Below are 19,368 nucleotides of genomic sequence, written 5' to 3' on the forward strand. Positions count from 1 at the left end.
TGTGATGCGCGCTGGCTCACACGGCTCCGCCGATAGCAAAAGGCGTGAGGACAAGGGCGAGGAGGATCAGCGCCAGACTGGCCCAGGCCCAGGCACCCATCCCCTGCCAGCCCATGGTGACAGCGCCGCGCGCGCCGCGCTCGGCCTTTTCGAGGCGCTTGGCATAGATGATGACCCCGGTCACCGACATCCCGGTGAGGATCAGGCCAAAGAGGAACCAGATGACCTTGGTGAAGAGCCCGCCGAAGGTGCCGAAATGCAGCGGGTCGGCCATCTCCGAAATGCGTTCATGCAGGCCCAGGTCCTCACCCGCCAGCTGTGTCAGTACCACACCGTCTGCAGGGTCGAGTGCAACCGCGTTCGCGCGGTCGCGCACTAGCCAGGCGGCGTCCTGCCCGAGCAGGATAACGCCCTGCCGGGGCGTGAAGCGGATCTCGCGGATGTCGAGGGCAGGGCGCAGGTGCCGCGCGCGCGCGACAAGCCGGTCCAGCGCCGCACCTGTCGGCGCGGCGCGCGGCTGTTCGGTCCGGGCCAGCTCGGGAACAGGCGCGTGGCCACCCAGGGCTTCGACCAGATACCATAGGCCGGTCAGTGAAATGAGGGCGATGAACCACAAGCTCCAGAGCCCGCCGAGGCGATGCAGGTCTCCGCTCAGGCGCCGGGCATCGCCGCCCCGCGGCCGCTTGAAGAATCCGCGCCACCACTTCTTGTACGTGATGATGCCGGTCACGAGCGAGGCCAGGAGGAGGAGCGCCAGCGCGCTGACGATGGGAATGCCGACTTGCGTCGGCAGCATCAGATGGCGGTGGATCTGGCGTAGGAAGCGGTGCACGTTGGCCCAGCCATGCGTGCCGGTGACCTTGCCGCTCCACGGATCGACATAAACCCTGCGGGGCGAGCCCGCTCCGGTGTCGACCCAGGCTTCGGCGGTGAACCATGGATCGATCGGAGTGTGCAGTGATTGCAGGCGTCCCTCGGGCACGGCCTCGGCCGCAGCGGCCGCCAGAGTGCCCCAACTGGCGCGCGGCCCTGGCTGCGGGGCCGCGTGCATGGCAGGCGTTACCAGCCAGTCGATCTCGTGGGCGAATACCGCAAGCGTGCCGGTCGCCAGCACGAAGGTCATGAAGATCGAGAGCTTGAATCCCGCCCAGCTGTGGATCCGCCACCACAGCGAACGCCCCTTGGGTTTGCGCGCCTTTGCCATGCGTGCCGTCCTGCTCAGAACCGTACGCGCAGTTCGGCCAGGAACGTGCGCGGCGATCCGGGGAAGTGGCCGCTGCGATTGGAGAAGCCCGAGGCCGCGTAGACCTTGTCGAAGATGTTGTCGGCGCGCAGCAAAAGCTCGGCAAAGCCCAGGCTCTTTGTGATCGAGGCGTCAAAGATGGTGTAAGGCTTTACGGTCTGGCCCGAAAGGCTGATGCGGCGCGAGACATGTTCGCCTCCGAAAGCGAAGGCAGCGGCGATGGCGGGAACCTGGTAGCGCGTCCAGAAGCCGACCTTGTGGCGCGGCGCGTTGGCGAAGCGGTCGCCCACGCCGTTGGTGATCGCCTGGCCCTCGACCGTGTCGGTGATGCGCGTGTCGTTGTAGCCGTAGTTCACCATCAGCACCCAGTCGGGGGTGATGTCGGTGGTGAGGTCGATTTCGAAGCCCTTGCTGGTGACCTCGCCGATGGGCGCGAGCTGGTCGACGCCGTTGACGGGCAGGAGGGTGGGGTCGACCTGCAGGATGTTGCGGCGTACGATCCGGTAGAGCGCCGCGTTGGCCTGGAGGCGGCCATCGAAGAGCTGCGTCTTCACGCCGCCTTCGATCTGGTTGCCGGTGACAGGCGCAAAGGGGCCGCCTGCATCGCTGTTCTGGTCGGCTGCGCTTTGCGGCTCGAAGCTCTGCGACCAGCTGGCGTAGAGTGAGACGTCGGAGCGCGGCTTGAAGATCGCGCCGCCGCGCAGCGTCACGTCGCTGTCGGCGTAGCGCGTACGGTCCTGCAGCGCGCCGCCAAGGCTGCGGATCACTTCGTCCTCGAAATGATCGTAGCGAATGCCCGCCACCAGCAGCAGTGCTTCGGTGAGGCTGATCTGATCCTGCAGATAAGCGCCCTTGCGGCGGGTGCGCGTGTCCGTGGTGGTATAAGGAAGCTGCGCGGCGCGCCGCGCGTCGCCCGCTCCCAGGCCATAGACCGGATTGCTGAGGCTGAGCGGGGCGACGTCGGTGCGCAGGATGCGCGAATGCAGCACGCTCGTCTCATCGTACCAGTCGGCCCCGGCCTGGAAGCTGTGCTCCATGCCCAGCAGATCCACCCGCGCCGCTGCGTTGACCATGAATGAAAGCCCGTCGACGGGGCGGATCTGGTCGCGGAATTCGCGCACGACCAGGTCTGGGTTGTCGGCCACGAGCCCGCGCGGCTCGTGGTACTGCTGCGTTTCCTTCGCCTTGAAGTAGCGCGCGCCCGCGTTGAAGGTCACCGCCTCGCAGATGCGCGTCTCGTAGCGCGCCTGATAGGCTTCGGAGCGTAGGTTGAGAAAGTCGGTCTTCTCGTTTGCGTTCCAGCGGATGTCGGTGAGAAAGTTGCCGTTGTCATCGACAAGCACCCCCCGCAGGCGATTGGCCTGCAGTTCATTGTCGTAGACGGTGGCCTGCAGGGTCAGCTTGCCGCCCTCGTTGGTGCGGATGGCAAGCCCGGCATCGCCGATGCGCGACTTGTTCTGGGTGTTGCGGCGGTAGGGATCCATCGATTCGTAGAAGCCGCCGAGCCGGTAGGTGACGATTCCGTCGCGGTCGATCGCCCCTGTCGCTTCGGCGGACAGGCCGATCCGGTCGTAGGTGCCGCCGGTGAGGACGGCGCGCAGGCCGCTTTCCTCGGACGGGGTCTTGGAGACGTAGTTGATAATGCCGCCGGGCGAGCCGGGCCCGAAGAACAGACCGGCCGGGCCCTTGAGCACTTCCACCCGCTCGATATTGAAGAGCTGGGGAACCGAGAAGCCGATGAAGGGGTTGCCGCGCTGCCCGTCGTAGAAGGACTGGTCCTGCCGGAAGCCGCGGAAGGTGACGCCCGCATAGCTGAAGAAGCTGACGCCCGAGATGTTGCGGTAGATGTCGGTCGCATCGCGTGCGCCCTGGTCGGCGAAGAGGTCGGAGTTGATGACCTGGAGGGCTTGGGGAATGTTCATCGGGTCCTGCGCGACCTTACCGACGGTGGTCTCCTCGACACGGTAGAGGCGCTGCGCGCGGCCGGTGACGAGGATTTCGTCCGCGGTTGTCCTGTCCCCGGCGGCCTTGGCCGCGGCATCGAGGGGCGTTGCCTTCTGGTGCGACTCCCCGCGGGCCTCTTGGGCGACGGCGGGCATGGCAATGAAAGCGGCTGCCGACGCGATGAGCGCGGCCCGGAATGAAAGCACGTGTATCTCCCCTGCTACATTGCTGCGAATTATTCGCAGGTTCAGCGGCGTCCTAGCTACCACGCCTCACATTGCAATAGCTATTGCGAATTGTTTGCATTTTGCGCGGCATGGCTGCGCATCACTCGCCCATCTTCCGCCGCGGGCCGGAACCTGGCGGGGGGGCTGTCTGCGCCTCGGCACTGCCGACAGGAATCCGGGGCCGCCGGGCTGTCCGCGTCTAAGCAGAAAGGGGATTGCGCTTTGAAACGCGCAGGCGGTTGTGCGTTTATGCACCGGGGATTGCGCCGCCATCGGCAGGGATCGCCCCCCAGAAATCGCCGCGCCACGCGTGTTTGCGAGGAAGTCCCTCCTATCGTCATCGCCGGTCATGTTGACCATGAACATCGCCGGCTCGACTGCTCCGGGCAGCACTGCATTGATCCGGATCCCGTACGGACCGGCCGCACGCCCGGCTGTTTTGGTGGTCATCAGCATGGCAGCTTTCGATCCGCAGTAGGCGGCTCCTGTCGGACTTCCCGTTCGTCGTGCGGTAGCGGGCCCGGGGCGGTTTGCTCATCGCGGACCATTAACTGACTGGATTCACAAACGGAATCCCTCCGTCATTTGCGCAACAAAGCCCCGCCAAGGGGTACCATCAGGCGTTGCATGTTTCTTTCGAGGTACCCGCTGGGTAGGGTTCGACTCCCCGAGGACATGGGGAACGGGTCATCGACTACCGCGGCCCGTTCCTGGTTGGTGCGCGGGCAGACGCCGTGAGAGGCAGAATGTCAGTGCGTCCAGCTGATACCGAGCGAACCGACAAAGTGGTGCCCATCGATGCCGCTCGCGACCTTCGTGTTTGGGAACCACAGGTCCGCGCCGGCGCTCAGGGTCAGGCCCGGCAGAGTGTCGGGCGCGGGCTCGCCCGAAAACTGTACGCCGGTCCGAAAATAGCCGAATGCATAGGTGCCGCCCTCGCGCCCGTCGTAATAGTGATCGGAGAGCCCAAACATCAGCGGGACAGCGACGTGGACGCTGCCCGTGCCAAGATCGACGTCGAAGGACGGTGTGATCGAGGGCTGCAGGTAGAGAGCATCGCGGCGGTTGGGGCGGCTGCCTTCCTGGACCGAACGCAGTGAAGGGCTCAGCTTGAAGTTCTTGAGAAGCGGGGTGTGCGCCCACAGCTTGGTGTCGTCGTAGGTGACGATCAACTCGAAGTCGTTGTACGACGCAAAGGCGCCGCTGATCGACCCATAGCGGTAATAGGTTGCCGAGACGCTCCAGTCTCCGGCCACTTGAAAGGCGAGCCCGGCATAGACATCGTCCTCGTAGAAGCGGTTGGAATCGTCGGGATCCACGCCTTCGGGTGTGGGTTCGATCTTGATGTTGTTCCAGGTGCCCACGTGGAAGCTGACGTCCGATACAGGGCCTGTGTCGAGTTCGGGAACCGCGACGCTTAGGCGCGCGGAGGGCTGGACACTGGCCTCGGCCGCGAAAACCAGTCCGCGCGAAATATAACTGGTAACGAGTGTCGCGCCAAGCGTGAGGGTCAACCGGTCGACCTTGGTGTCGGCGTCGTCAGAGGGTTTTGGGGCTTTGGGCATACCTCCAGCCGCCGGGCTTTCGCCCTGCTGCGTATTTTCCGGATTGTTTTCCTGCGCCTCGGCCGTGGTGGGGAATGCCGCGGCCAGAGTCAGCGCCGGAAGCAGGATCTGCCGCATAGCCACCTTCCGCCTTCCCGTTCGACCACTGTGTGCACAACACATCGGACGACGCGCGCAGTTGTTCCGAGCCATTTTTGACGCCGGGACGGTACGCTGTGCCCGTGGTGACACGCGCGCGGCAGGAAGGCGAGACCGGCACGGCTTCGGGTGAACGGCAAGGCTGTGACGAGGGAGATCACGCAAGGTGGCGGTAAGAATGCTGCCGCCTCAGTGACTTGCTACGCGCTTACTTGGCTTGGCGATGCACATGCCGCCGTCGGGACCAACGCTGCCGTGACAGGTTCGCTCGGCAATGACGGGTTCGTCGATCTCGGTCAGGTGGTTGCGATTGGCGCGGCGCTCGAGCTCGAAGCCGTCGCAGAGCTTGCCCGAGGCGGTGTAGGTGCGGAATCTGATGTGGTCATCGGCGACGTCGATTATCTGGTAGAGTTCGTTCGCCTCGGCCACCCGGTCAGACTGGTTGGGGGCACGGTCGTTGAGGCCGTACATCTTGGAGCCGGTCGCCGAGGTAGAGGAAGCGGAAGGGTTTGGCTTCCGTCGCTGCCGTGTGGAACTGGCGCCATTCTCCCCAGCATGCGCTGCCCATGAGGCGGTAGGCGTAGACGGTGTTGGGGGCGGCGGCAGGGGTGAGGACGACGCGATCGGGCAGATTGCGTGCGGCGTAGGGCGTGCCGGCGGAGCGGAGGCCGGCTGTTACTGGGCGACCAACGGCGTCAGGGCAAGGACGGCGGTTCCCAGCAGAACGGGAGCGAGGCGGCGAGAGATTGGGATGCTCGTCCTGCTACGGACGGGGCGCACGCGGGGGCGGAGCTTTCCGGGCGAGCCTTTGCTACAGCTGTATCACCTGCGGATTACACTTTGGCGCAGGGTGGCATGCCGTTGATGAATATCCGCTTTTCAGGTGTCGTCGGCGCTTTCGTTGGGCGTGGGGCGGGGCGCGTCCGCCTGTGAGTTGGCAAACAGGCCGGGATGCGTGGCAAGGGTAGTCTCGATCCGGCCAAGTAGAGTCATGAGCTGGTCCTGTTCGGCCTCGCCAAGGCTGGAGAAGGCGAGGGCCGCGATTTCGCGGCGCTGGTCTTCGACCTTTTCGCGGGCGGTGCATGCGCTTGGCGTCAGGAACAGGCACTGGCTGCGCCAGTCGTCGGGATGGGCGCGGCGTTCAACGAGGCCGCGCGTGTCGAGTTCCTTGATGGCGCGGGCGATCTGGGCCTTGTCGCGCTGCGTGCGGCGGGCAAGTTCGAGCTGTGAGACCCCCGGACGCTGTCCGATGACGCGCAGGAGCCGGGCCTGGAACGGTGTCAGCGCAAGCTCACGCAGCGCGGGCATGTGCGCCAGATGGTCCTGGAAGGACTCGGCGATGTTGCGCATGCGGTTGGCGAGTTTCTCAGTCATGGCCCAGGCATAGCATGTTGGTTGACTCGGGCAATTGAGTGTGTGACTTGATTTAAGTCAACTTATAGCCTTGAAAGTCCGCGCCATGTCCCATTCCTACCGCATCACCGTCGAACCCATGCCCGCGCCCGAAAGCGGGGCCGCGCCGCGTGAGCCTGTCACCTTCGAGGTGACCAACCACGACGAAATCCTGGGCCTGATCCCGCGCATCGAGGCCAAGGCCTTCCTGCCGCGCGAAGAGGCGGCGGAGTTCCTCGTGGGGGTGAAGCTCTTTTCCGAAGTCCTGCTGCGCCACCGGCGCGATCCGCTGTTCGCGCCGCTTCTGCCGCATGTCGCGGCCTTCATGAAGGCGATGAAGGCCAGTCCCTTGCGCGCGGACGCGCCGGAAGCCTGATTGCCCCTGCGCGCTCCGCGACTGGATTACTGGGCAGGCACCGTGTTCGCATTTTCCTGAAGCGAGGCGGCAAAGGCGCAGATGCGCCGCATCGCCTCGCGCAGGGTCTCGTCGGGTACGGTCAGCGCAACGCGGATCAGCGTCCTGGCATTTTCGCCGAACGAGGTGCCGGGCATGATCGCGACGCCCTGCTGCTCGAGCAGTCCCCACACGAAGCCCTCGGCATCAAGGCCGGTGTCGGCGACATCGAGCATGATGAACATACCGCCCGAGACCTTGCCTGCGGTGATTGTGGGGCATTCCTTGAGCTCCTGGGTGATGACCTTCACACGCTGGGCATAGCTTTTCGACATGCGCTCGGCGGTGTCGAACGTGCCGCGCAGCGCCGCCTCGGTCATGTCCGCGATGAAGGGCTGGTTGCCGAACAGGATCGTCTCGGAGATCGGCAGGAGCTTCGTGCAGAACTCGGCCGGGCCGACCGCCCAGCCACTGCGAAAGCCGGTTGCGGCAAAGGTTTTGGAGATCGAGGAGACGACGATGGTGCGCTCGCGCAACTCGGCGATCTCCAGCGGCGAGGCGAATTCGTCGTCGGTGAAGATGAGGTCCTCGTAGACCTCGTCCGAAACGATCCACAGGTCATGCGCAGTGGCGATCCGGCCCAGCTGCGCAATCGTCTCCCGGTCGAGAAGCGCGCCTGTGGGATTGTGCGGCGTGTTAAGGACGAGCACGCGGCTCTCGGGCGTAACGGCCGCTTCGAGGTCGACGGGCTGCATGATGAAGCCGTTCGCGATATCGAGGGGGACGGGCTGGACCAGCGCGCCGGGCGCGCGGATTACACCCGCGTAGGTCGCGTAATAGGGGTCACCCACCAGGACCCCGTCGCCTTCGTCGACGAGCGCGGTGATGACGGCGTAGAGTGCGGTCTGCGTGCCGGGGAAGGCGAGGATGTTGTCGGTGGTGATCTCGGGCCAGAGCGGCTTGTACTTGTCGACAAGGGCGCCGAGGAGGCCGTCCTCGCCGCGTCCGTTCGAATAGTGGGTGCGCCCACGCTTCATCGATTCGTAGGTGACCTCGATCAGCGCGGGATCGACCGGGATGTCGGGCTCACCGATGGTGAGCTCGATGATCTCCTCGCCCGCCGCCATGCGTGCGCGCCCGGCGTTATGGACGGCCCATTTCTCGCCGCCGAGATCGGCAAGGCGGTCGGTTATTCCGGCATAGCGCATTTTGCGTCTTCCTCCTGAAGCTGGGGAGCGGTGGCATGGGGAGCGAGCCCGGCCGTGCCGAGCGCCCTTGTGGGCAGGCCGAGCAGCCGCTCGGTCGCCTCGATGGCAAGACCGGGCAGGAGCGCCCGATTATAGAGCCCGGAATTGAGCGAGCCCTCCATCCACAGCCCGTCGATCAGGCCGTTGATGGCAATCGCGTGGCGGCGGCACTGCGGTCCGCGGTGCGGCAGGCCGTGGTCGATGAGGACGCCTTCGACGAGCCGCTCGAGGAACTCGAGGAACTCGCGGTAGCCCTCGCGGTGGATCTCGGCGAAGAACGGATCGTGCCGGATCTGGCCGATGAACGTGGCCCAGAGCGACACCTTGTCCTCGGACAGATTGGGGCTGGTGAGATTGCCGAGCAGGAACTGGCGCAATTGCTGCGCCGCGGGCAGCTCATCCTCATCCGTGTCCGCACTCTCACTGGCGCGTGCGGTCAGCTGGCCGATCAGGTAGGCATAGGCGTTCTTGATCAGCTCGTCCTTGGAGCCGAAGTAGTGGCGCACGAGGCCAGGGGTCACCCCGGCCTCCTCGGTGATGCGCCGCACCGTCGTTCCGTCGAGGCCATGGCGCGCCACACAGGTCAGCGTCGCCTCCATGAGGCTCTGGCGCCGCTCGTCGAGGGCGAGACGCTGGAAGGTCTTGCGGCTCATGCCGCGGCCGTCCTGACGGGGCGAAGCGTGGCTGTCATGCTCACTGTTATACGCACGAATAATATATGGGCAAGCCGCAGGCGGACCCGTCAGTACCCTTGCGCGCGGTCGACCGCGAGGCGGGGCCGCTTGCCTGCGAGCACGTCGCGCGCGGACTGGAGGGCCTGCTCGCATACGATGTGGGGCGTGGTGTCGCTGGCGATATGCGGGGTGATGCGGATGCGCGGGTCCGACCAGAACGCGTGCCCGGCGGGGAGGGGCTCGGTGGCGAAGACATCGAGGCTCGCGCCCTTGAGCTGGCCGCCTTCGAGAGCGGCGGTGAAGTCAGCTTCGTTCAGGTGCTCGCCCCGACCGATCTGGACCAGCCAGCAGCCGGGCGCGACCTTGTCGAACAGCGGGCGAGCAAGGATGCCGTGGGTCTCGGGCGTCAGCGGCAAGACGTTGATGAGGACGTCGGCGCCGCTCGCAGCCTCGCTGATCGCGCTTTCGCCAGTGCAATAGGTGACGCCCTCGATCGGGGTGGCGGGAGGCCTGCGGCAGGCGACCGAGACCGAGAAGCCAAGCACGGCGAGGGCGCGGGTGACGGCGGCTCCCATCGAGCCGTGGCCCAGAACCGCGATCTTCAGGGCGTGGGGCGGGCGCAGGGGCAGCGGGTTCCAGGTGGCCTCGGCCTGATTGGCGGCATAGGCCGGAAAATCGCGTTCAAGGTGGAGGACTTCGTGGGCGGCGAATCCGGCCATAAGTTCGGCCTGGTAGGGGTCGCGCACGCGGCAGATCGCGATGCCCTCGTTGAGCCCGTCGTGCGCGAGCAGGTCGTCGACGCCCGCGCCCACCGACATCGCCATTTCGAGGTTGGGGTAAGGGGCAAAGGCATCCGGTCCCGGCAGCCAGCACACGGCGAAGCGGATCGCGGCGGGGTCTTCGACCTCGTCGGGATTGAGCAGGCGCACGTCCTCATGGACCCCCTCGAAGTCCAGCTTGTAGAAGGTCTTGAGGTCGAAGGTATCGCTCAGCAGAACACCGTGGATCGTTCCGGTGGGGGCCATGTTCTCTCGTCTCTCCTGACTTGCGCGGGCTGCGGTTGGGCGGGCCGGTTGGGGCCTGATAAAGGGCGGTGCGGTGCTGCGGCATGAAACTCAGCAGGCACCTTCGACTGGAATTTGCGTGCGTTCGATGCTAGTCAATTTATACAAATGTATATCAATGAGTAAACCCGAACTGAATGTTTCCCGGTGCGGGATCTTCAGCTCCCCGGCGCCACGCGCACGAATGGCAACACAGGCAAGGGACGGATATTCGATGGGACGAGAGACGCAGCAGTTGGTAAAGGCGCCGGGCTCGCAACGGGCCGGCAAGAGCGAGGCCGAGTGGCAGACCCGGGTCGAACTTGCGGCCTGCTATCGCCTGGCCGCGCACTACCGGATGACCGACATCATCTACACGCACATCACCGCGCGCGTGCCGGGGGAGGACGGGCATTTCCTCATCAACCCCTACGGCTTGATGTGGGAGGAGATCACAGCCTCCTCGCTGGTGAAAGTTGATGTCGATGGCAACAAGGTTTCTGAAAGCCCCTACCGTGTGAACCCGGCCGGGTTCACCATTCACAGCGCGGTTCATCGCGGGCGTCACGATGCGGCCTGGGTGATGCACACGCACACGCGCTCGGGCGTTGCGGTCTCGTGTCTTGCGGAGGGGCTGCTGCCGATCAACCAGATTGCCCTGCAGTTTTATGGCCGTATCGGCTACCATGATTTCGAGGGCATCGCGCTCGATCTGGACGAGCGCGAGCGGGTGGTCGCGAGCCTGGACTCCAACGTCGCGCTGATCCTGCGCAACCACGGCCTTCTCACCGTGGGGGCGAGCGCAGCGCACATGTTTTCCAAGATGTTCTATCTCAACAAGGCGTGCGAAATTCAGGAGTCGGCGCTGGCGATGGGGCGGCCCCTACAGCACTTTGACCCGGCGATCGCGGAGCGGGTTGTCAGCCAGTATGACGAGCTTGACCAGGACGACAGCGAGATCGGCCTTGAATGGAAGGCACACCTGCGTCTGCTTGACCGGCTTGACCCAGGCTATAGCAGCTGAGCGGGTAGGTGAAAGTGGCGAAAATTCGCGGTTTGGTCAGGTGGACATGAAAGGGGGAATGCGCTTGACAAGGCCGGGGAGCCTACATAGCCTGAAGTTGAGTTTCGCAAAAAGAAACAAATTCTTTTATAAGAACTAGGCGCCTTTAGCTCAGGTCGCGTGGCGACTTGTGGCGTCGGGAGAGGGCGACAGCATTTGATGGAGCGCATGTTGTGAAAGGCATGGGCTTGGCTGGTCTGCTGTTTGGTTACAGTGGTGGTTCTGTCGTTCCAACAAGAACTATAATCAGGCTCGCTGCATGTGCTTTGGCACGGCGGGCGCTATGTTCTGATGCCAGGCCCGAAGGTCTGTGTGCGTCAGGCTAACGCAAGTCCGGCCTGTGCTGGCCGTCGGGACGTATCTGTCCGGCAATGCGTGCGTTTTTCATGGCTTGCCAGCGACAAAGATGCCGACGTGCTGCCGCCTTTACGGCCGGTAAGGAGCAAAGAAATGCAACGTTCGCTCACTCTTGACTGCAACGGTCTTCCTCACGCGCCGACGGTGCTGCGCATCAAGCAGGCGCTGGTCGGCAATAAGGCGGGGAGCCGCCGTGTTGGTGTCCTTGTCGGCGCGGATTGCGATCACGCGCGCATTACCGGATCGCTGGGCAAGCTGGCCAGCCGCATCGAACTCCTTTCCGGTCCTGCCCCCAAGACGCTCGACTGACCCTTCGTCGATTCGACTTCGAGATTTCCCGGGCATCGATTCGCGATGCCCGGCAGTACGCTGCGGGAGGCAAGGCCCGTAGCACAGCGGCATGCGACCCGCCCAGGGCAGGCCACGAGCGAGCGGCCCGGGCGCTGAGTGCAGGCCCTGAAACGGCAGAGCGCCCGCACAGGGGCTGGCAATGCTGATACAAAGGAATGAAAATGTCTGACGCAGATGACTCCAAGGTCATTTCACGCCACGACGATCCCTCCCCGACGACCGAACGTCCCGGGTACGCGTTCGATCCCACCGATCCCTGGACGATCACGTTCCAGCAAGGCCTCAAGGCCGCGGGCCTCGATGGCAAGGCCGTCTATGAAGTCGGCGTCGGAACCGGCACCAACGTGGCCTTCGTGCTTCGCTATTGCGGCGCCAAGGTGTTCTACGGCAGCGACCTCGATCCGCGCCTGGTGGAACTGGCCAAGCGCAATGTCGCCAACCTCGCTCCCGAACGCGCTGACAGTTTCCAGCCCGTCGAGGGCGCGGTCAGCCTGATCGATACCGATGAGGCCCGCGCCAAGATTGCGAAGACCGACGTCGTGATCGGCTGTCTGCCGCAGGTGGGTGACCCCAATGACGAGCGTTTCGCGGCCTTTCGCGCCGAGCACGCGATCAATCTGCCGCAGGGCGCTGATGATGAAGCACAGGACCACATCGCCCACTACTACCCTTGGGCGATGTTCGATGAGTATCCGTACAACTCGGTGGGCCTAGGGCTGAACGAAGCTCTGTTGCGCCGCATAAAGGAGCAGGCGCCCAGGGCCGAAGTGGTCATGAATTTCGGCTGCCGCATCGGCAGCGATCTCATCTTCGAGATGTTTCGTGCCAACGGGTATGAGCCCGAAAAGCTGGCTTCTCAGCTCGTCCTGCAGCATGCGGGAACCGACATCTCCTTCTTCGTGACGCTGGAAGGCGCCTTGACCGGCACTGATCTGGAGGGCGAATTTGTCTGCCGCTTCTTCGCCGATCCGTTGGGCCACGAACCTCTCTCGGCGCGCGCGGCACAGGTGCTGCTGGATAAGGATCCCAACGTCCCCCTCTACCACGAAGTTGCCGTGATCCGGGGTATCCCCAAGGTAGAGTGAGCCTGCCGCGGAGCATCGCCGATACCATTGCGAACAGGCCAGAGAATAAGGCAGTCCGCCTCGGTTAGCGTGGTGACATCGTCGAAGAGCGCAATCTGCTGTGGCTCGCCTGCGCCGCGGCCATCGGCGTCGTAGGAGTGCTTGCCGGAGCCTGCATCGAAAATGAGGAATTCGTCGGCCTGGAGCGCCTCGGTTCCTATCACGATTTCGTCCGCGTCGACCATGAGCCCGAGCGCGGTGAGGACCGTACCTCCACGGGAGACGATAGCGCCGACCAGCGCATTGAAATCCTTGATCGCGTCGTAGGTCGCCGCATTGGCAGGCATGTTGGCAAGGACGAACATGTCCGCTCCCGCGCCGCCGGTCAGGATGTTGCGGCCAACATTCCCTATGAGCATGTTATCGCCCAGTCCGCCGAACAGGAGATAGTTGATGCCAAGGCAGGTCAGGATGTCATCACCGCCCACGTCCTCGTCGGTCTCGCAGGGGAAGCCGAGCGCGGCCTGGATCGACATGCCGCAGATGATATGGAAGATGTCGTCATCGCTGTCGGTGGTTTCGATGACGAGCGTGTCGCCCGCGATTTCGCGGGCGGCAATGGCGGCCTTGGCCTCGGTGATGCTGGCTTTAGCGCTCAGGATCGTGGTTCCGGTGAAGACCTGAACAGGGGCGGTGTCCAACGTCGCCAGCGAGAAGTCGTCGAAGGCGATACCGTTCGCGACATCGATGAGCGTGAACCAGCCATAGCGATTGTCCCCTTAGCTTGCCGCGGAGTCATCCTGCGGGGAGCCGAGCGTTTTGCTGAAGAGAAGATTCTCGCCCGGGCCATAGACGTTCATCACGACTTCAAGAGTGCCACTGAGGCTCTCCTGGAAGACGTGCTCGAAGGTGTACCAATCCGGGGGCAAGACCTCCAGATTCGCGCCGTTCTCAAGGTCCTGGAGCGGGGTGGCACTGGAATTGTTGCTGACCAGCAGCAGTAGCGCTTCCCAACTGGTGGCCTGCGTGACGTGGAAGACGAAGTCGTGCAGATACGGTATCCGTCGAAACGGGTGAAGGCGGTTCCGTCGGTCGATGGGTCAATGCTCAGGTGTGCCAAGCCCGAAACCGAGGCAATGCCGTCGGAGAGTGAGGCCTCGTTGACGAAGTCAATGTCGCCGGGTCAGGGCAAGCTTAGTTAGAGCGCAGACTCATTAATTGGCACACCACAGGCGCACGCAGACGAGCTTGATGGCGGCGAGGTCGTTTTCGGGGCATTTGTCGTATCGCGTTGCGATGCCCCGGAATTGCTTGATCTGGTTGAAGAAGCGTTCGACCCGATGGCGCTGCTTGTAGAGCCAAGGCGAGAAGCCGAAGCGCTTTTTACGGTTGGAGCGGTTGGGAATGTTGGCCCAGATGCCCCGAGCCACGCCGCGCGGTTTATTGGGCAGCAAGGGCTCGATGATTGCCCATTCCCGATCCCTCAATTCGTAGCGCCGCCGGGCCATCACACCCCTCCCATCTTGGAGCGCTGTGAATCAGCATATCCGTCAAACCTCAAGCCGCTTTATGAACTTACGCCCTAGGCAATCGGCTCTCAGCGTCCCTCGTGGAGCTCGACGAGTTCGTAGGCCGCGCCGATCTGGTCCCAGGTCAGGCGCAGGAACAGCGCGTCTGGGCCATGGACCCAGAGCTGGGCGGGCTCCCACTCGGCATGCCAGCGCAGCGCGTAGCGGCGCGCGGCGAAGGTTCCGGCCGGAACGGTCATGCTCTCTTCGCCAAGGTAGGCGACATCGATCGCGGTGGGCATCGCGTAGAGCCCTTCATCGCCCGCAGGCGCGACCGAGTTGGCAAGGCCATGGACGGTGCGGAAGCTGCCCTTCTCGTCAGTTCCCCGTGACAGCGCCACGAGGGCATCGCCCACGAGAGGATGCAGGCCGAGATAGCCAAGTTGCCCATCGACCGAAACGCGCTGCGACACGCGGCCATTTGCGGCGATCTCGCCCTCGCATTCGAGCTGGCCGTCCTCGCACAGGAAGAGCGTCGTGCCCGTGCGCGCGCCGTGCTTGACGACGCGGCAGAAGGCATCGCGCGGGCGCCCCTCGGCATCGAGCAGCATCGAGACATCGCGCGAGAGGCCGACATCGTCCATCTCGCAAAAGGCGCGCAAGGTCCGGTCTGCGTTCTCACCATGGTCGATCATTTCGAACCATTCGCGACCGGTCTGCTCCTCGCCCCTCAGGTAATTGATTCGGCCCTTGATGAATGTGCCCACGTGCTGTCTCCCTTCGCGCTGCGGTAACGGGAGGTGTGGACGCACCGCCAAGTCCGTGCCAGCGCGGTGCGCGAAGAGTTCATGGAGCGGAACCTGACGCGCACGGCTCAGGGGATCGGGGAAGGGCCCATGCCCGCTAGCCCCAGCGCCTCGCGGTCGGCGGTCGCGGCGGCGAGTTCGGCGTAGGCTGCGGCAATGCGCGCGCGCGCTTCGATCAGCTTGACCTCGGCGTCGGTCGCGGTCTCCTCGCGCTGGTTGACGAGGAAAAAGTCGCTCGATCCCAGTTCGAAGCGGCGCCGCTCGGCCGAGGCCAGCTTGCGGGCAAGATCGCGCTCAAGAGATGAGGTGTCGATCAGCTGCAGCGCGGTGTCGACGGCAATGGAAATCCCGGCCACTTCAGCCTGGATCTGCTCGCGCAGGTAGCGCTGCTTGATGCTCAGTTCGTCGATCTTGGCGTTGGTTTCGGCCAGCTTGCCCTTCGCCGCGCGATTCTGGAGCGGGACCGAGAAATGGACGCCCACGATCACCTCGGTGGGCGTCCGGCTGTAGCCGCCCAGACCTTCCGAGCCGATGTCCTTGGCGACCTCCCCCTTGAGATCAAGGCGCGGGCGCAGGTTGTTCTCGGCCAGCGCGAGCTGCGTGCTGGCCTTGTCGATCTCTTCCATCATGATCTGGACGTCAGGCCGCTCTTCCAGGACGAAGTCGGTGCTGACGGTCATCGAATCGAAGGCGTGGTCTTGTCCCGGCAGGCGCTCTTCAGGGACGACGACGGGGTTGCCGTCAAGGTCGCGGTAGTACAGCGAGAGCTGGTTGGCCGCGCCCTGGAATTCGCGCTCGGCCTGTACCACCAGCGCGCGGCGCTTGACCAGGTTCTGCTCGTTTTCGGTCAGCAGGATTTCAGGGCGTGCGCCCAGTTCGACCTGGCGCGTGATCGCGCGGCTACGGGTCTGGGCAAGGTCGAGGAGAGCTTCATAAGCCTGTAGCTTGAGCCCGGCTGCCACCCATTTCTGGTAGGCCGAGACCGCGCGGCTCTGGACGCCGATGGCGGTGGCCTCGGCCTCGAAGCGGGCGATGTCGATGTCGTTGTCGGCAAGCCGAGTCTTGGATCGGCGCGAATCGATCAGACGGTCGCGCAGCAGCGAGTAGAGCGCGCCGACCTTGAGTTCGCCTGCGCGGTTGGTGTAGGACTTGTCCTCGTAGATCGGGAACTCGCCGCGCGAATTGCGGTAGGAGCCGTAGACGTAGCCGCCGTTGTCCAGCAGCGGCTGCTTGGCCTCGCCCGTGATCGAGGTGCCGTCGTAATAGCCTTCCACTCGGCTGCGTCCATCGACCGAGAAGACGAGGTCGAAGGCGCCCTCGGCCGAGAGTGCGCGGGCCTCGGCCTGCCGCGTGCGGTTGAGCGCGGCGATGATCTGCGGGGCCGATCGGGCCGAGGCGCGCAGCACCTCGTTGAGAGTGAGTACTGGCATAGCCGCAGGCGCTGCGGCTCCCTGGTCAGCATCGGAGGGATTTCTCTGGGCCGAGGCAGGCGCAGGGATGGCAAGGGCTGTGGTCAGGAGCGCGGCCAGCGCAAGTCCGGGGCGCATGATCACTTCTTGTCGCTGCTCTCGGCGGAGGCCTTGGGCGCCGCCGCATAGGGCACGGCCTCCTTCTCCTGCCCGAAGTTGAGCGGGAAGTCGTTGACCTGGCGCCACAGTTCGTAGCCCACCGTCACGCGGTCGCCCTGGATCCAGCCCAGCACCTTGCTGCCCTGGCGCACGAAGCGCCGGTTGGGCCAGGCGGGGGCGTCGGGCAGGGGCTCGACCAGCACCCGGAACAGGCCGTCACCACGCGGGGTGGGATCGACCGAGCGGACCTGTCCGTCGTAGATGCCCAGCGCAAACCAGGGCCAGCCGCTGAACTGGATCACCGGGAAGCCCTCGAACTCAAGGCGGACACGGCGGCCCGGCTCGACCATGGGGATATCGCGCCCGTCGACATAGAGTTCGACCGCGCGCTCGATCTGTTCGGGCGCGATGGAGGCGAGGGTTGTTCCCGAGGAGATGAGCGCGCCCAGCGACTGGCCGTTCAGCTGCTGGATGCGGCCGCTGCGCGGTGCGGGCACGACCTGTGCGGACTGGCGATTGAGCTGGACCTCGATCTGCTTGAGCTTGGCACGGGCCTCGGCGAGCTTGGCCTCGGCATCGGCGACCTTGATCTGGGTCTGCTCGAAATCGCGCCGTGCAGCCAGCCCTTCCTCGTAAAGCTGACGGGTGCGGCGCACGTCGATCGAAGCGACCGCGCGCGACTGTTCGATGGCCTGGATCTGCGCCTCGACCTGCGCCTTTTCGGCGGAAAGGCGGGAGAGGTATTCAGGGTCGACATCGACCACGCGCACCACCGGGTCTCCAGCTTCCACGTAATCGCCATCATGGACGAAGAACGTGTCGACCCGCCCGCTGACGAGCGAGGAAACCTGGCGCGGAGTGTCGTCGGGATCGAGCGCGGTGACTTGTCCGGGCCCTTGCGCGGTCTGTTGCCAGGGCACGAAGAGAATGGCGACGGAGAGGACGAGCCCCATCAGGATCAGCCAGGCGACGACCTTGACCACGCGCGGGGGTTTCAGGCTCGTCAGTGAAGGGAAGTGCGCGATCTGCGCCTTGTCGAGAGTCACGAGCGGACCTCCTGCGCGGCCACGTGATGGGTCAGCCCTTCGCGCGTGCTGAAGCGCCTCTGCTCGTTTGCGCCCATCCAGAAGTAGGCATCCGGCGTGATGGCCTCGGGCCGGCCGGTGAAGAAGAGCACGGTGGTCTCCTCCATGCGCAGCGCCTCGAGCGAGGCCTTGAGCCGTTCGGTGGGCATCATGTCGTAGAGCTGGGAGAGCAGCAGCACGCGCGGCGCGCTGAGCAGCGCGTTGGCAAGCTTGAGCTGCATGACCTCGACCGTGGTGAGCGGCGAGCCTGATCCGGCAAGCTGGGTGTCGAGGCCCTTGGGCAGGCTCGAGATGCGGTTGCTGAGCCCCACGGTTTCGAGGACGCGCATCATTGCCGCGCCATCGATCCCCTGGGGTTGGGCGAGCGCGAGGTATTCGCGGATGGTGACCTCGACGATGCTGGAGCGGTTGAGCACGGTCACGGCCGAGCGTAAAAGGTACATGTCGAAGGTGCCCATCTCGCTGCCGCCGATGGAGATAAGGCCGCGCGCGGGGTGGGCGTGGCGCTTCAACAGCATGGCGATGTGGTTTTCGACATCGGGCGCGGCAACGGCAATGACCTGCGCGCCGGCCTCCAGCGCGAAGTCGAGCTTCGTACCCTGGATCTCCACGTTGCGCATCTGGACCGCGCCATCGCTCGGCGCGGTTCCGGTACGGTCGATGCGCTCCTGGGGGATCGCGAAGATCAGCGAGAGTTCCTCCGAACTCGCCACCAGATCGTAGAAGGTGTCGAGATACCAGCCCAGCTGATAGATGCCATAGAAGACGCCCGAGAGGATCAGCTCAGCCGCGACCAGCTGGCCGATCGAGAGCTGTCCGGCCAGAATCAGGTTGCCGCCCATGGCCAGCAGCGCCGCGCCTGCAAAGGCGTAGACAAGGAAGAAGCCCAGCGTCTGTGCAAAGCTGTAGCGGAAATACTTCTTGTGCGCGCGGATGTAGTCTGCAGTGACCGCCTCGGAGCGGTCCATCGCGAAGTTGAGGTGGCGCGCGGACTTGTAGAAGCCGTTCGAGGCGCCGACCGTTTCCAGCCAGTGGGCGGCGTTGTGCTTGGCGTGGCTGACGCCGACCGCGCCCGTGATCGCGCCGCGCCGCCAGAGCAGCCAGATGCCGCCGCAGGCCAGCACCAGGACCAGATTGAAGGCCAGGAAGAAGGGGTGGTAGAAGCTCGTCACCATCAGGCCCACCGCGCCCTGCAGGACGATGGTGAAGGCGCCGATCACCAGGCTGGGCACGGACTTCTGGACGATGGCAAGGTCGAAGTAGCGGTTGAACAGGTGGCCCCGGTTCTCATCGGCAAAGAACGGGTTCTGCGCATGGACCGCGCGCACCGTGATCTCGGCCACAATGCGGGCAAAGATGCGCCGCTCGAAGATGGCGAGGAGGTAGATGCGCAAGGCACTGAGGCCCGCCACGACGAGCAGCAGCGCGAATAGTACGCCCGATAGGATCCAGAGCGGCGCGACAAGCGCCGTGCGGGCCACGCTGTTGATGAGAAGCTGGACCGAGATCGGCGTCGCCAGCGAAAGCAGGCTGATCGCAACGGTGTATACAATCCCGACATTCACATAGCCCGAATCCGGGCCGACAATCTCCGAAAGCCACACCGCGGCCTGCCGGAACCCCAAACGCTCAGCTACCAAAATTCAATCCTCTTCGAGGGTCCGCATTTGGCGCGGAGTCTATCCGCGGCCCGCGATGA

General features: G+C 64.6%; 18 protein-coding genes and 2 pseudogenes. 4 read left to right on the forward strand and 16 right to left on the reverse strand.

The features are described from left to right. Window positions 1-16 precede the first annotated feature (16 nt). The 6 genes and pseudogenes from FMM79_RS07215 to FMM79_RS07240 form a co-directional block, all read right to left on the reverse strand. The gene (locus tag FMM79_RS07215) at window positions 17-1,204 is read right to left on the reverse strand and encodes a PepSY domain-containing protein (protein ID WP_148626848.1); all 1,188 of its coding nucleotides are present in this window, start codon (window positions 1,202-1,204) and stop codon (window positions 17-19) included. Between the two features lie 14 nt (window positions 1,205-1,218). Continuing rightward, window positions 1,219-3,393, reverse strand: a complete 2,175-nt coding sequence (locus FMM79_RS07220) for a TonB-dependent siderophore receptor (RefSeq protein ID WP_148626849.1) — start codon at window positions 3,391-3,393, stop codon at window positions 1,219-1,221. A 66-nt stretch (window positions 3,394-3,459) separates the two neighbouring features. Continuing rightward, window positions 3,460-3,906 (reverse strand): annotated as a pseudogene (locus FMM79_RS22215) (SDR family oxidoreductase); the annotation flags it as partial. 257 nt (window positions 3,907-4,163) lie between these two features. Then, window positions 4,164-5,096: a hypothetical protein gene (locus FMM79_RS07230; RefSeq protein WP_162528456.1), complete on the reverse strand. Its 933-nt coding sequence runs from the start codon at window positions 5,094-5,096 to the stop codon at window positions 4,164-4,166. 210 nt (window positions 5,097-5,306) lie between these two features. After that, entirely contained in the window at window positions 5,307-5,588 is a 282-nt protein-coding gene (locus tag FMM79_RS07235; protein WP_205466532.1) for a hypothetical protein, read from the reverse strand. A 408-nt stretch (window positions 5,589-5,996) separates the two neighbouring features. Continuing rightward, on the reverse strand, window positions 5,997-6,491 hold the full coding sequence (locus FMM79_RS07240) for a MarR family winged helix-turn-helix transcriptional regulator (RefSeq protein ID WP_148626851.1): 495 nt from the start codon (window positions 6,489-6,491) through the stop codon (window positions 5,997-5,999). 85 nt (window positions 6,492-6,576) lie between these two features. Between FMM79_RS07240 and FMM79_RS07245 the strand changes: the two genes are divergently transcribed. Beyond that, complete coding sequence (locus tag FMM79_RS07245) at window positions 6,577-6,885, forward strand: DUF3861 domain-containing protein (RefSeq protein WP_148626852.1); 309 nt, start codon at window positions 6,577-6,579, stop codon at window positions 6,883-6,885. 26 nt (window positions 6,886-6,911) lie between these two features. Here FMM79_RS07245 and FMM79_RS07250 read toward each other — a convergent pair whose 3' ends face one another. From FMM79_RS07250 to FMM79_RS07260, 3 genes are all read right to left on the reverse strand, one after another. Further along, window positions 6,912-8,111, reverse strand: a complete 1,200-nt coding sequence (locus tag FMM79_RS07250; protein ID WP_148626853.1) for a pyridoxal phosphate-dependent aminotransferase — start codon at window positions 8,109-8,111, stop codon at window positions 6,912-6,914. After that, window positions 8,093-8,803, reverse strand: a complete 711-nt coding sequence (locus tag FMM79_RS07255) for a TetR/AcrR family transcriptional regulator (protein WP_148626854.1) — start codon at window positions 8,801-8,803, stop codon at window positions 8,093-8,095. The genes FMM79_RS07250 and FMM79_RS07255 overlap by 19 nt, the downstream gene beginning before the upstream one ends. Before the next feature lie 89 nt (window positions 8,804-8,892). After that, a complete protein-coding gene (locus FMM79_RS07260) occupies window positions 8,893-9,849 on the reverse strand; it encodes an NAD(P)-dependent oxidoreductase (protein WP_148626855.1) in 957 nt (318 codons plus the stop codon). A gap of 253 nt (window positions 9,850-10,102) precedes the next feature. On the opposite strand from FMM79_RS07260, the gene FMM79_RS07265 reads away from it, so the two are divergent. The 3 genes from FMM79_RS07265 to FMM79_RS07275 all read left to right on the forward strand — a co-directional run bounded on the left by FMM79_RS07265 (window position 10,103) and on the right by FMM79_RS07275 (window position 12,723). Continuing rightward, entirely contained in the window at window positions 10,103-10,891 is a 789-nt protein-coding gene (locus tag FMM79_RS07265; protein ID WP_148626856.1) for a class II aldolase/adducin family protein, read from the forward strand. 489 nt (window positions 10,892-11,380) lie between these two features. After that, complete coding sequence (locus tag FMM79_RS07270) at window positions 11,381-11,596, forward strand: hypothetical protein (protein ID WP_148626857.1); 216 nt, start codon at window positions 11,381-11,383, stop codon at window positions 11,594-11,596. 203 nt (window positions 11,597-11,799) lie between these two features. Further along, complete coding sequence (locus FMM79_RS07275) at window positions 11,800-12,723, forward strand: class I SAM-dependent methyltransferase (protein WP_148626858.1); 924 nt, start codon at window positions 11,800-11,802, stop codon at window positions 12,721-12,723. Here the strand turns inward: FMM79_RS07275 and FMM79_RS07280 are convergent. The 7 genes and pseudogenes from FMM79_RS07280 to FMM79_RS07305 form a co-directional block, all read right to left on the reverse strand. Beyond that, the gene (locus FMM79_RS07280; protein WP_148626859.1) at window positions 12,678-13,403 is read right to left on the reverse strand and encodes a hypothetical protein; all 726 of its coding nucleotides are present in this window, start codon (window positions 13,401-13,403) and stop codon (window positions 12,678-12,680) included. The genes FMM79_RS07275 and FMM79_RS07280 overlap by 46 nt on opposite strands. Window positions 13,404-13,481: 78 nt before the next feature. Next, window positions 13,482-13,631 (reverse strand): hypothetical protein, encoded by a 150-nt coding sequence (locus tag FMM79_RS21195; RefSeq protein WP_153269317.1) that lies wholly within the window; start codon window positions 13,629-13,631, stop codon window positions 13,482-13,484. Window positions 13,632-13,916: 285 nt separating this feature from the next. Further along, window positions 13,917-14,117: pseudogene (locus tag FMM79_RS07285) on the reverse strand (IS5/IS1182 family transposase); the annotation flags it as partial. Window positions 14,118-14,299: 182 nt separating this feature from the next. Beyond that, window positions 14,300-14,977: a hypothetical protein gene (locus tag FMM79_RS07290; RefSeq protein ID WP_148626860.1), complete on the reverse strand. Its 678-nt coding sequence runs from the start codon at window positions 14,975-14,977 to the stop codon at window positions 14,300-14,302. 107 nt (window positions 14,978-15,084) lie between these two features. Further along, window positions 15,085-16,563 carry a TolC family protein gene (locus FMM79_RS07295; RefSeq protein WP_148626861.1) on the reverse strand — a complete coding sequence of 493 codons (1,479 nt, stop codon included), beginning with the start codon at window positions 16,561-16,563 and terminating at the stop codon, window positions 15,085-15,087. A 2-nt stretch (window positions 16,564-16,565) separates the two neighbouring features. Next, complete coding sequence (locus tag FMM79_RS07300) at window positions 16,566-17,630, reverse strand: HlyD family secretion protein (protein WP_148626862.1); 1,065 nt, start codon at window positions 17,628-17,630, stop codon at window positions 16,566-16,568. Then, the gene (locus FMM79_RS07305; RefSeq protein WP_148626863.1) at window positions 17,627-19,309 is read right to left on the reverse strand and encodes an ABC transporter ATP-binding protein; all 1,683 of its coding nucleotides are present in this window, start codon (window positions 19,307-19,309) and stop codon (window positions 17,627-17,629) included. The genes FMM79_RS07300 and FMM79_RS07305 overlap by 4 nt, the downstream gene beginning before the upstream one ends. Window positions 19,310-19,368: the final 59 nt, after the last annotated feature.

Origin of the sequence: Novosphingobium sp. BW1 (genome assembly GCF_008107685.1) — a bacterium.
In the GTDB taxonomy this organism is placed as follows: domain Bacteria; phylum Pseudomonadota; class Alphaproteobacteria; order Sphingomonadales; family Sphingomonadaceae; genus Novosphingobium.

Excerpts from the sequence above, each read along its gene's own strand:
- FMM79_RS07215 (WP_148626848.1), bottom strand. The coding sequence starts at position 1,204 with ATGGCAAAGGCGCGCAAACCCAAGGGGCGTTCGCTGTGGTGGCGGATC.
- FMM79_RS07260 (WP_148626855.1), bottom strand. The coding sequence starts at position 9,849 with ATGGCCCCCACCGGAACGATCCACGGTGTTCTGCTGAGCGATACCTTC.
- FMM79_RS07235 (WP_205466532.1), bottom strand. The coding sequence starts at position 5,588 with ATGTACGGCCTCAACGACCGTGCCCCCAACCAGTCTGACCGGGTGGCC.
- FMM79_RS07265 (WP_148626856.1), top strand. The coding sequence starts at position 10,103 with ATGGGACGAGAGACGCAGCAGTTGGTAAAGGCGCCGGGCTCGCAACGG.
- FMM79_RS07240 (WP_148626851.1), bottom strand. The coding sequence starts at position 6,491 with ATGACTGAGAAACTCGCCAACCGCATGCGCAACATCGCCGAGTCCTTC.
- FMM79_RS07255 (WP_148626854.1), bottom strand. The coding sequence starts at position 8,803 with ATGAGCCGCAAGACCTTCCAGCGTCTCGCCCTCGACGAGCGGCGCCAG.
- FMM79_RS07230 (WP_162528456.1), bottom strand. The coding sequence starts at position 5,096 with ATGCGGCAGATCCTGCTTCCGGCGCTGACTCTGGCCGCGGCATTCCCC.
- FMM79_RS07250 (WP_148626853.1), bottom strand. The coding sequence starts at position 8,111 with ATGCGCTATGCCGGAATAACCGACCGCCTTGCCGATCTCGGCGGCGAG.
- FMM79_RS07275 (WP_148626858.1), top strand. The coding sequence starts at position 11,800 with ATGTCTGACGCAGATGACTCCAAGGTCATTTCACGCCACGACGATCCC.
- FMM79_RS07245 (WP_148626852.1), top strand. The coding sequence starts at position 6,577 with ATGTCCCATTCCTACCGCATCACCGTCGAACCCATGCCCGCGCCCGAA.
- FMM79_RS07295 (WP_148626861.1), bottom strand. The coding sequence starts at position 16,563 with ATGCGCCCCGGACTTGCGCTGGCCGCGCTCCTGACCACAGCCCTTGCC.
- FMM79_RS07270 (WP_148626857.1), top strand. The coding sequence starts at position 11,381 with ATGCAACGTTCGCTCACTCTTGACTGCAACGGTCTTCCTCACGCGCCG.